Raw genomic sequence first — 10,972 nt, 5'->3', positions numbered from 1 at the left:
TCCATAAGCTTTCCAAAAGCCCGCGATGCCAGCGCCGCCGCTGCCTCCGCAAATCCCCATACGTTTCCGGCGCTTCTGTCCAGCAAACCGGGTCGGGGATATAGATGATTTTTTTCTCCTCGTTTTTTTCGCGCGCCAGTCGATGCAGGCGCACAACGAGTTCCATATCCTCTCCAGCTGTATCCGTATATCCGCCTGCTTCGATCACCCACGGCTTAAAAAAAACGCCGAATGCCCCAGAAACGATGAGCAGCAAGTTATGGCGGCTTAAGCCGAGGCGGCCGAGCAAAAACGCACGCAAATATTCAATTGTCTGCATAATGACAAGCGGCCGCCGCGACAAACCGACCTTGACGATTTCACCGCGTTCAATCCGACAGCCATTGGCGATCCGGACCGTCCCTCCAGAAGCAATGACCTCTCCGTCGGATTCAAGCATCGGTTTCATCACCTTCAAAAACGCGCGCCGCTCAAGAACAGAATCGCCGTCGATGGAGCAAATGTATGGATAGCGGGCGGCGTTGATTCCGGCGTTCAATGCATCGGCTTTCCCGCCGTTTTCTTTATCCAGCACAAACAAATGCGGGTAATCGGGCGACTGGTAAACCGCCTTGATTTCCTTCGCCGCCAGCTGACGGCGAATGACGCGATAGACCGGCTTCAGATGAAAATGATCGATCAACCGCTTAAGTGTCTTGTCAGTCGACCCATCATTAATGACAATGACTTCATACTCCGGGTATTCGATGGCTAGCAGTGAGCGAACCGAACCAACGATGCCGGCTTCCTCATTATAAGCTGGAACAAGGATCGATATCGGTTTTGCGTAGCTGGCATCGAGCAATTCTTCATACGGCTCCCAATCGTCAAGACGACGAGTGCGGCGCAAGTGAATGAAAGCTACCACAAGCAAAAACGTATAAAAGGCGAGAACGACAGCCATATAAATGAGCACGACATGCCCAATAGCCGATAGAAACGCTTGCCCCCCTTCCACCATCACCCCTCCTCTCCAATCCATTGCTTCGCCATGTCACGGGCATAACGGTCCTCCGCTGTGCACGCCGCTTTATGCAGCATCGCCCGACCGCCCGGCAGGCGCACGATGGAGGCAGCCGCTTCCGAACGAACGGCGAATGAACGGTCGGCCAGCCGCTCATAGAGCAAGGGAAGCAACCATTCTTCGCGGCATTTTCCGGCAAGACGGACTGCCATCAGCCTCTCTTGCCAATGCGGCGAGCGCAAGTGGCGATCAAGCTTTGTCGCTTCAATTGAAACGCCAATTTCTGCCATCGCCTTAAGCGCGCGAACACGAAGCTCCAACTCATCTGATGCCAACAGCTCCAGCAAAAACGATCGCTCCCCTCGTCGACGGATGCCGATCATATCGATGAACGCGCATTTCCCTGCCCGCGGCAGCTCATCAAATCGCTGTTCCACCTGTCGAAGAAGCCGCTCGCTCATATGGCCAAAAATGACCCGATAGGAAAACTCCGTTAACTTATATTTCGGTTCGAGCACATATGCAATCACTGGGCTGTAATCAAATTGGGCGAAAATGGCCAATAGTTTCGCCGCCTCACCTTTCGTCACCCGGTTGGAGCGATACAGCCGCTCCATCTCCGGCAGCATCGCCTTCACCTGCAAATCCTCGATCAAAAACAGCGCGTTCATCCGCTCGCTCCAATGACGGCTTGACAGCCTTCGATGCAGCCATCCTTGGAAATGCATCTCCGCCAATGTTCGAATTCGCTCCTGCACTTGCTCTCCGTTCAAGAGTGAAGCAAAATGGTCAAGAAGCTCCATCATCGCTTCACGCTCAAGAGGGGAAGCCGGCAAAAGCATCTGTTCCTCCTCGCCGAGCAGATACCGAAGCAACCAAAGCCGATGCCGTTCCTTATAAACTCGCAGCCGGGCTTGGCGCCGGTTTTCCCGCCATTTGCGCACCACGAGATAGAGGAACAAAACGATCAACACCGCAAACAAAGCGATTGCTGCCGTGAAGACGACCAACAGCGCCATCACTCATCCAGCTCCTTCAGCAGCCGGCGCAGCCGCGCCTCAAGTTCAAACCATTTGAACGGCTTTGTCACATATTCGTCCGCTCCTCGGTTCAGCGCATGGGCAATATCCCGCTCATCTTGGCGCGACGTTAGCATCATCACCTTGTATGGCTTTCGCTCTTGACGGAGGCGGTTCAGCACCTCAAGGCCGTCCATTTTTGGCATCACCCGATCCAAAATGACGACAGATTGCCGCCCGCTTTGATAAAACGGAGATTCGAGAAACGAAAGGCCGTCGCCAAACTCGTAAATGTCTGCTTTCCTCCCCTGCTCATTGACGAGCTTGCGGACAAGATCAGCAATCATCATCCGCACGAGTTCATCGTCGTCTACGATGGCAATCGCCCATCGCCGCCGATCCGTTGATGCTTGGCTTGGGGCCTCATCCGAAGAACCGCTTTTCTCACGCGCCGCCTCTTCGATCCGATTGCCGCCGCCTCGTTTCGCCGCATACAGCGCCTTGTCGGCCAGACGCAGCCAATAGTCAAGCGGCCGATCCGGTTCATCGCACTCAACCAGGCCGGCGGAAAACGTACATGATAGAAGTGCGCCATCCGCCTCGATTTTTTCGGCGGCGAACTGGCGTTGCAGCCGCTCAAGCACTGCACGAGCCTCGCTTTTGGACGTTTTGGCCAGCCAAACGACAAACTCTTCGCCCCCAAAGCGAACGACGGTATCCACTCCACGTGTATGTTGGCGCAAAAAGGCAGCCAGCTTTTGCAATACCGCATCGCCTGCAAGGTGGCCGAAACGGTCATTGACTTGTTTGAAATGGTCCAAATCAAGCAACGCCAAACAGCTTGGCGCTCCGTAACGCTCGAGGTCGCTCCGAAGGCGGGCGTATACCCGCGGCAAATACTTCCGGTTGTACACACCTGTCAATTCGTCAATGAGCACAAGGTCATCGATTTTTCGTTTTTTTTCAATGAGCCGGCGAACGCGAACGAACAGCTCATCTGCCGCTGGGGTGGTGATGACATCATCCGCGCCAAGCTCATAACCTTTCAACCGCCCCTCTTTGCCCTCGTCTCTCCTCACAATGACAACAGGAAGATAGGGGCGCTGTCCGGCGCGCTCAAGCAAAACCGTCAAGTCCGGATTCTCCCACTCTCCCTCCTTCACGCTGACGATGATGCAATCCGGGCTGAGACGAAACATCGACGCGGCCGCCTGCTCAAGGGAGGGAATCGTCGTGAAACGCCATGGCACGGTTTGCAGGGCGCCGCGGACGTAAGCAAAAAACAGGGGATCATTTCCACAGAGGAGAATCGCTGCTTTCGGCCCTTGGCGGTGCGAAGAGGGAATGGTGGCAGAAGCCGCTTCCCCGGCTTCATAGAAGCAGCGAAGGAGAGGAACCATCTCTATCAGCGCCTCCTCCGCTGTCCATTGCCGTTCCGTTTGGCCGTTCAACCGGTGAATGAGCCGCTCTGCTTCAGCAGCGATGTCGCTAAGGCCAATCACCGCCGCCGTCCGGCCGACAGCATTGAAAAATCGGGCCAATTCCACACCGTCAAGCGGCGGTCCCGTCCTCCATCGTTCGTATTGTTCATGGATGCGATCCAACAGTGAGGCGACAGACCGATCCATATTCCCTCTCCTTTCGATCATCGTTCCGTTTTCCCCAACCGACTGACATCCTCCTTTTTTCCTATTACTAATATAATCGATCCAAGCAAAAAAATTAAAAGAAAAGACGCGCAACAGCCAACAATTTCCCAGCCGCATAAAAAAGCCGCTGCCTTTTTTTGCAACGGCTTTGTTCAATACAAAAAGTCCAATAGGCGTCGGTCAGCTAAATTCGTGTCAACCGGGCAGACTTCTGCATCACGCCCGTACTGCCACACCCAGACATTCGCGCTGCAAGGCGGGGCAGCCGGCTGATAGCGCGGCGCTTTCTGCTCTTTCGTCGTTCCCGGCNTTGGTGCGGCGCTCCAAATGACCGCCTGCACCGCCACTTGGTTGTTCCGGCTGACCGCCTCGCAATAGGCAGCGGCGAAATCCCCTTTCGTCGGGTCCGCGTACAGCCCCGGCCGGTATCCGGTCGGATAGAGCGTTTCCACCCAAGCAGCGATCCAAGCGGCATCCACAGCGAAAAAGTCTTCGATGTTGGCAAACAGCAGTTTATTTTTCGGAATGCCGAGCCGCCGCGCATGGAACACCGCGTTGCGCGCCGCCACCTGACCGTTCGCATAGCCGACCGCTTCGCGGAAGGCGTTATAAATCGGCAGCACCTTCACGCCATAGCTGCGGATGCGGGCGATCTCGTCGCGTGTCAACCCTTCGGACACGTTCGGCACTTCCGACAAATAACGGCCCCAAAATTTCGGATAGCCAAGCTCCGTCCGCACGCATTGAAACAGCTGATCCGTTACGGCTTGCGCCGAGTCGACTCCCCAAATTCCTCTTGCCATCGGTTCCCCTCCTTCGCGCTTACGCTGCCGTCATTATGTAATTATATATATGAGGGGAACAGCCCGTTTTATACGGCTACTGGCGGCGCTCCCGCTCCTCCTTCGCCCAGTCGCCTTTCAACAACTGAAACCAGCCGTTGCGCTTAAACCAGACGAACATCGTCATGCCGATCACCGCCATGGCAGCCAATACAACAAAGTATCCGTACTTCCAGTGCAATTCAGGCATATAATCAAAGTTCATCCCATAAATGCCGGCAATAAAGGAGAGCGGCATGAAAATGGTCGTAATGGCTGTAAATGTCATCATAATATTGTTCATTCGATTCGAGTTGAGCGATAAATAGCTGTCGCGGATATCCGCGGTAATTTCTCGGTTTGTCTCAATCATTTCCGACAGCTTCAGCAAATGATCATAAATGTCATGAAAGTACAGCTGCCGTTCTTTCATGCGCTGCAGCCGGTCGGAATGGATGATGCGGTACAACAAGTCGCGCATCGGCACGATCGTTCGGCGCAGCTTCGATAAATCGCCGCGGATGTCAAACACTTTTTCAATAATGTCGTGAATCGGTTCATTGTTCGTATTCTCCTCTAAATCGTTCAGCACGTCTTCAATATGGTAAAGCGGTGGAAAATAATCATCCACAAGCTTGTCGATCAGCCGGTACATGACGTGAAACGGCCCCTGCTGAACATCTTCTTCATGCTTCAATCGCTCCCACACCTCATCGACCGCGTGAATGGCCGACTTATGAAACGAAACGATGAAATTTTGCCCGACAAACAAATCGACTTCCTCAGCCTCCAGCGTCATTCCGGCAATGGCATGAAGCACAACAAACAAGTAGCGGTCATAAAAATCGAGCTTCGGCCGCTGCACATATTCGAGACAGTCTTCAATCGCCAGTGGGTGAAAACGGAAAAAGGAGGCGAGCAGCGCCGATTCCTCATCCGTCGGCTCATGAAAGTCAACCCAATACCATGAGACGTCCGGGCTGTTGACAAGCGTTAAGTCAACATCATACAAAATCTCAAATTCTTTTGTCACGACACACGTGCGAATCATCGCCATCACCTTTGCCTTGTTCTCCTCTTATCATAACCGAAAAACTGTTAAGTCCCAACAAAAAACGGGTATAAAAATCATGTAGAGAAAAAATTGACAAAAAATATTTATCTAAATTTTCTTTACATTAGCATCAAAAACGACGATAATATAAGAAAGGGAACTGTTTCGTTCCCATATGGGAGGGACTGAATCATGTACGAAAAACAATACCCGAATGAAGGCGCCGTTTTGTTCAACCAGCCGGAAGAAAAAAGCAGCTACGGGCCGATGGCCGAACAAGTGCTGAAAGAAGCGATCTTCCAGTTTCAAAGAAAAAAACTGATGGAACAAATTGATGAAGCGCTCGCGGCCGGCAACAAGCCGTTGTTTTTCAAGCTTTCCGCCCAATATAACGACCTGTTGAAAAAATACGGCGCGTAAAAGGAGCGAACAATGTTGGAGTGTGAATCGTCTATGACAGGATGAGCCCATTTCCGTGTGCAGGAACGGTCCGAACGGAAAGGGGCTCATTTTTGTTTTTTCGTTTTTCGGCATGGATGGTACAATAGAGAAAAAAACGGAAAGGTGGACAACACGTGAGACACCTCATTCAGCCACGCGTTCAAGCGATTCAGCTATCAGGCATCCGCCAATTTTTCAATCTCGTCGCCGGACGGCCGGGGCTTGTTTCCTTGACAATCGGCCAGCCGGATTTTCCGACGCCTGATCATGTAAAAGCAGCCGCCCAAGAAGCCATTGCCGCCGACTTCACGACGTATACGGCGAACGCCGGCCTGCTGGAACTGCGCCAGGCGGCTTGCCAATTCGTCGCTGACAAGTACGGCCTTCGCTACACGCCGGACGAAGTCATCGCCACCGTCGGCGCCAGCCAAGCGCTCGATATCGCATTCCGCACGATTTTGGAGGAAGGGACGGAAGTGCTTCTTCCCGCACCCGTCTATCCTGGCTATGAACCGCTCATCCGCCTGTGCGGAGCGAAACCGGTGTACATCGACACAAGGCCAAACGGTTTCCGTCTGTCGGCTGAGCTCATTGCGCCTTATTTGACGGAAAAGACGCGCTGCCTCGTTCTTCCATACCCATCAAATCCAACCGGGACGGCGCTGTCAGCCGAAGAGCTTGAGAACATCGCTTCCCTTTTGAAAGGACGGCCGATTTGGATCGTTTCCGATGAAATTTACAGCGAGCTCGTTTACCACGGACGCCATCACTCGATCGCCGAGTGGCTGCCGGAGCAGACGATCGTCATCAACGGTTTAAGCAAATCGCACTCCATGACCGGTTGGCGCATCGGGTTTGTCTTCGCTCCAGCGTTCGCCGTTGAACAAATGGTGAAAGTGCACCAATACAGCGTCTCGTGCACGTCATCGATCAGCCAAAAAGCGGCGGTGGAGGCGCTGACCGCCGGCAAACACGACGCCGAGGCGATGCGCGCCGCTTACGCCGAACGGCTTGAGTATGCCTATCATCGTCTCACCGCCATGGGGCTGCCGGTTGAGAAGCCGGATGGAGCCTTTTACTTGTTTCCGTCAATCGCCGCCTTTGGCATGTCTTCGTTTGATTTTGCCCTCGATGTCGTCGAAAACGCCGGGGTCGCCCTCGTTCCCGGCAGCGCCTTTTCCGAATACGGTGAAGGCCATGTCCGCCTGTCGTACGCTTATTCGCTCGATGTGCTCAAAGAAGGGCTTGACCGGCTCGAGCGGTATATCCAAACGAAGCGCCGCAGACCGTAACGGTTTTCAAAAATCGTATCGGTTTAGGCCGCCATGCCCCCATTAGAAAAAGGCTGCTTTTCTTTCGACTTTTGTTCATCATTGGCTTTAGGGGAATATACAAGAAAAGGGTGTCCCAATCCTTTTGGAACACCCTCTTCTTTACTTATGGCACAAGCAATAGCTTGCCATGCGTTTTCCGCCCCTGCAGCAGCCGATGCACTTCAGAAGCCTGCTCAAGCGGGTAGACGCCGCCGATCATCAGCTTCAGGCTTCCTTCCTGCACCCACGCGAGCAATTCCCGCAAACTTTGTTCGTACAACGCCCGCTTTTTCATGATTTGCGGCAAGAAAAAGCCGATCACTGACCAGTTTTTCGCCATCAGCCGGACTGGATTGAGACGCGTCATTTCCCCGCTCGCCGCCCCATATACGACCAGGCGGCCGAACGGAGCAAGGCAATCGAGCGTCTGATGAAAGACATCGCCGCCCGCCATTTCCAAAGCGACATCGACGCCGCGCCCACCGGTCGCCTCCATCACGTCCGCAGCCCAGCTGTCTTTTGTATAATCAATGGTGACATCAGCGCCAAGCTGTTTGGCGAGCGCTCGTTTTTCCTCCGTGCTTGCCGTGGCGATGACCATTTTGGCGCCGAACCGTTTCGCCAATTGGACGGCAATCGTCCCAACGCCGCCGGCTGCGGCATGAACGAGCACCGTCTCCCCTTCTTCCAAGCGGCCCATCGTTTTGAGAATATGGTAGGCGCTTAGCCCTTGCACCGGCAAGGCCGCCGCCTGCCGGGCATCCATTCCATCCGGAAGCGGCACGACCGCCCGTTCATCGACGGCGACAAACTCAGCGTAGCCGCCGGATTCGATCAACGCGACGACGCGTTGCCCCGGGAGGACCGTTTGCACCTCCGGACCAACTTCACGGACAACGCCGGCCACTTCCGTCCCAGGGATGAACGGAAGCGGCGTCGGCACAACATAGCGGCCTTCCCGTCGGGCTGTATCCGCATAGTTGACGCCGATCGCTTCAGCTTCAATCACGACTTGCCGCCCCGTGGGTTTCGGACGTTCGCCTTCGCAAACACGCAAGACATCCGGTCCACCGTATTCAACGAATTGGACAAATTTCATGGCGATATCCCCTCTTTCGTTACTTTTGTCGACGCCATATTGCGCAGTTCCAGGCCGAACGGCCCCAGCTCAAGTTTTGGAACGGCAGAAAGCGACCCGTGCCGGTTGATGTAGTCGATTTCTTTTTCCAAGCCGTACGCCGTCATCCAACGGCCGACGCGCGAGGCAGACAACACTTCTTTCGCCTTTCCTTCATCTGAATATTGCCGGTAAAAGAACCATGCGGCCGTCGCGCTGTCGGACAGCTCCGCCGCGTTGATCCCTTGCTCGATCAAGCAGTGCACAAAGTAGCCGGCGCCATAAAAGTCTTCTAGGCAAAAACGGCCCGACGAGCCGGAACAAATCACAATGATCGTCTCTTCCTGATGTAAACGGCAAATATGCTCGCTGACCGCCGGGCTGTTCAGCAAGCTCGCCGCGTACACCGCACGGGCTGGCTGAGCTCTGCGAATCGCCACCGTGCCATTGGTCGTCGATAGCACGACTGTTTTCCCTGGACAAACCGTTTGCAAAAACAGCGGCGCCGGCGGATGAAAACCGGCGATCGTCCGCCCTTCGTATTCGCCGACGAGCTCATAGCTGCCCTCTGGCAAGCGAAGCGCGATCTCCTTGGCCTCCTCGGCATCGCGCACCGGGATCACCGAACGAGCGCCGGCAGAGAGAACTGCTGTAATCGACGAGGTGGCAAGCAAAACATCGAACACGACAGCCACCTTTCGATCAGCAAGCGCCATCTCATCAATGTCTTCTTTGCGCAGCACGACATGCACTTTTGTCATCACGCCGCCTCACCGTCCTGTCGCCAGCTGCCATGCATGCTCAATGAGCGCTTCGACAAACTGGCCAAAATGGCGAAACCGCTCATCGTTCGTCTGTCCGCGGCGGTAGCGGTAATAAATTTGCTGGCAAATGACCGCTAATTTAAAGTAGGCAAACGTTAAATAAACGTGTATATCGGACACATCACGGCCGCTTTTTTTGGCATATGCCTCAATAAACTGTTCGCGCGTATAAAAACCGGGACGGACGGTGACCGGCGCGCGGCCAAACCCACTTTTAATGAGTGGAGGATCGTCTTCCTCAATCCAATAACTCATGGCCACCGCCAAATCGGCAAGCGGATCCCCGACCGTCGACATCTCCCAATCAAACAGCCCAACCATTTTGGTGATGTCGTCTTTGGCAAACAAAGCGTTATTCAGCTTAAAATCGTAATGGATTACGGTTGCTTCGCGCTGCGGTGGAATATGAGAAGCGAGCCACTTCATCAGCGCCTCGGCTTCCGGAATATCATCCGTCTTGGCCCGCTCATAGCGCTGGATCCATCCGTGCACTTGCCGTTCCATAAACCCATCCGGCTTTACCATCTGAACGAGGCGTGTGTTCGTATAATCAATTTGATGGATACGGACAAGCGTCTCGACCATCGTCTCGGAAATGCCACGGCAAACCTCCTCCGTCGGAGTGATGCCATCGGGAAAATCACTGTCAATCACGACGCCATGCCGCCGCTCCATGACGAAAAACGGACTGCCGATCACCGATTCGTCTTCACAAAAATAGAATGGTTTCGGGGCGAGCGGGAACAGCGGATGGATTTCAGAAAGCCACGTGCTCTCCCGCTTCATATCGTGCGCTTTCGGCGGCACCGGGCCAAACGGCGGCCGGCGCAGCACCGCCTCCCACTCCCCACAGCGGAGCAAATACGTCAAATTCGACCGGCCGGCGGAAAATTGCTGGATCTCGAGCTCCCCATCCGGCATGTCCGGCAGCACCGTGCGCAAAAACTTGGCCAGCTTCCCTGCCGGCAGTTCTTCCCCCTTGCGCACTGGAATAATCGCTGTCATCTCCCTCTCCCCCTTGGTCAACAATTCAAGCGCGCCATGCCGCCGCACGGGCAGCATCCATCGACACACCTCGGATCAAACTTGTTTGTCTCTCTTTTCACTCGGCTTTCGAGACAGACGGCGCGCTCATGCCATCAAGCAGGATCTCCACCATCTGCTTCGCCACCTCGGCATCGGTCAGCTCGCCGTCCGGACGAAACCATTGGTAGCTCCAATTGGCCGCCCCAAGAACGGTAAGCGTGGCGATCGATGGCGACAAATCGCAGCGCAGTTCACCGTTTTTCATTCCTTCCTCAATTAACGCCTGCAACCGTTGGCGAAACAAATCGCGCTTTTCTTTTACTTTTTGTAAATGCTCCTCACTCAAATGCTTCATTTCACGAAAAAAAATGCGTGCTTCCCGTCCTTGCCGCTCGACATTATGAATGAGCATGAAGATAATGTCATACAGCTTCTCCCGCAACGGGCGCCGTTTATCGCTTATAATGCGCTCCTCTTCGTCAAGCAGCCCTTCAATGTAGCGAAGGTGAATATCCATCAACAGTTCTTCTTTGCTTGTAAAATAGTAATAAAACGTCCCTTTTGTCACCCCGAGGGCGTCAACGATGTCTTGGATCGATGTTTCGCTGAACCCATTTTGTTCAAACAGCTCAATGCTGGCAGCCATAATTTTCTCCTTCATGTTTTTACACCTCTTGCCTAAAATGTAGTCGCTGCCAGCTATTG

11 protein-coding genes are annotated in these 10,972 nt (G+C 54.1%); 2 read left to right on the top strand and 9 right to left on the bottom strand.

Annotated features, from left to right (window positions below; translation table 11 throughout):
- The 5 genes from VU18_RS04400 to corA form a co-directional block, all read right to left on the bottom strand.
- The coding region (locus VU18_RS04400) for a glycosyltransferase family 2 protein (protein ID WP_236687283.1) at positions 1–1,000 on the bottom strand (1,000 nt) is incomplete at its 3' end.
- Positions 1,000–2,025 carry a HEAT repeat domain-containing protein gene (locus VU18_RS04395; RefSeq protein ID WP_023634201.1) on the bottom strand — a complete coding sequence of 342 codons (1,026 nt, stop codon included), beginning with the start codon at positions 2,023–2,025 and terminating at the stop codon, positions 1,000–1,002. The genes VU18_RS04395 and VU18_RS04400, both read right to left, overlap by 1 nt.
- Positions 2,022–3,650: a diguanylate cyclase gene (locus VU18_RS04390; protein ID WP_047757722.1), complete on the bottom strand. Its 1,629-nt coding sequence runs from the start codon at positions 3,648–3,650 to the stop codon at positions 2,022–2,024. The genes VU18_RS04395 and VU18_RS04390 overlap by 4 nt, the downstream gene beginning before the upstream one ends.
- A gap of 331 nt (positions 3,651–3,981) precedes the next feature.
- Positions 3,982–4,474, bottom strand: a 493-nt coding sequence (locus tag VU18_RS04385) for a glycoside hydrolase domain-containing protein (RefSeq protein WP_236687282.1), incomplete at its 3' end; no start/stop codon positions are given.
- A 76-nt stretch (positions 4,475–4,550) separates the two neighbouring features.
- The gene (gene corA / locus VU18_RS04380) at positions 4,551–5,549 is read right to left on the bottom strand and encodes a magnesium/cobalt transporter CorA (protein ID WP_020278637.1); all 999 of its coding nucleotides are present in this window, start codon (positions 5,547–5,549) and stop codon (positions 4,551–4,553) included.
- A gap of 189 nt (positions 5,550–5,738) precedes the next feature.
- Here corA and VU18_RS04375 point away from each other — a divergent pair, with 189 nt between their 5' ends.
- The gene (locus VU18_RS04375) at positions 5,739–5,966 is read left to right on the top strand and encodes an IDEAL domain-containing protein (protein WP_011230536.1); all 228 of its coding nucleotides are present in this window, start codon (positions 5,739–5,741) and stop codon (positions 5,964–5,966) included.
- 155 nt (positions 5,967–6,121) lie between these two features.
- Positions 6,122–7,279: an aminotransferase A gene (locus tag VU18_RS04370; RefSeq protein WP_014195330.1), complete on the top strand. Its 1,158-nt coding sequence runs from the start codon at positions 6,122–6,124 to the stop codon at positions 7,277–7,279.
- A 145-nt stretch (positions 7,280–7,424) separates the two neighbouring features.
- Here the strand turns inward: VU18_RS04370 and VU18_RS04365 are convergent, their stop codons facing one another.
- From VU18_RS04365 to VU18_RS04350, 4 genes are all read right to left on the bottom strand, one after another.
- The gene (locus tag VU18_RS04365; RefSeq protein WP_014195329.1) at positions 7,425–8,399 is read right to left on the bottom strand and encodes an NADPH:quinone oxidoreductase family protein; all 975 of its coding nucleotides are present in this window, start codon (positions 8,397–8,399) and stop codon (positions 7,425–7,427) included.
- Positions 8,396–9,178 (bottom strand): 2-phosphosulfolactate phosphatase, encoded by a 783-nt coding sequence (locus VU18_RS04360; protein ID WP_014195328.1) that lies wholly within the window; start codon positions 9,176–9,178, stop codon positions 8,396–8,398. Before VU18_RS04360 ends, VU18_RS04365 begins: the two co-directional genes overlap by 4 nt.
- 9 nt (positions 9,179–9,187) lie before the next feature.
- Positions 9,188–10,246, bottom strand: a complete 1,059-nt coding sequence (locus tag VU18_RS04355) for a phosphotransferase family protein (RefSeq protein WP_011230532.1) — start codon at positions 10,244–10,246, stop codon at positions 9,188–9,190.
- Between the two features lie 97 nt (positions 10,247–10,343).
- Complete coding sequence (locus tag VU18_RS04350; protein WP_014195326.1) at positions 10,344–10,928, bottom strand: TetR/AcrR family transcriptional regulator; 585 nt, start codon at positions 10,926–10,928, stop codon at positions 10,344–10,346.
- Positions 10,929–10,972: the final 44 nt, after the last annotated feature.

The sequence above is a fragment of the Geobacillus sp. ZGt-1 genome (assembly GCF_001026865.1).
In the GTDB taxonomy this organism is placed as follows: Bacteria; Bacillota; Bacilli; order Bacillales; family Anoxybacillaceae; genus Geobacillus; species Geobacillus thermoleovorans.
The sequence above is the reverse complement of the archived record's forward strand: the minus strand, read 5'-3'. Positions and strand labels throughout refer to the sequence as shown.

Bases quoted from the DNA above. Each gene is read 5' to 3' on its own strand.
- VU18_RS04390 (WP_047757722.1), bottom strand. From the start codon at position 3,650: ATGGATCGGTCTGTCGCCTCACTGTTGGATCGCATCCATGAACAATAC.
- corA (WP_020278637.1), bottom strand. From the start codon at position 5,549: ATGGCGATGATTCGCACGTGTGTCGTGACAAAAGAATTTGAGATTTTG.
- VU18_RS04375 (WP_011230536.1), top strand. From the start codon at position 5,739: ATGTACGAAAAACAATACCCGAATGAAGGCGCCGTTTTGTTCAACCAG.
- VU18_RS04365 (WP_014195329.1), bottom strand. From the start codon at position 8,399: ATGAAATTTGTCCAATTCGTTGAATACGGTGGACCGGATGTCTTGCGT.
- VU18_RS04360 (WP_014195328.1), bottom strand. From the start codon at position 9,178: ATGACAAAAGTGCATGTCGTGCTGCGCAAAGAAGACATTGATGAGATG.
- VU18_RS04355 (WP_011230532.1), bottom strand. From the start codon at position 10,246: ATGACAGCGATTATTCCAGTGCGCAAGGGGGAAGAACTGCCGGCAGGG.
- VU18_RS04350 (WP_014195326.1), bottom strand. From the start codon at position 10,928: ATGAAGGAGAAAATTATGGCTGCCAGCATTGAGCTGTTTGAACAAAAT.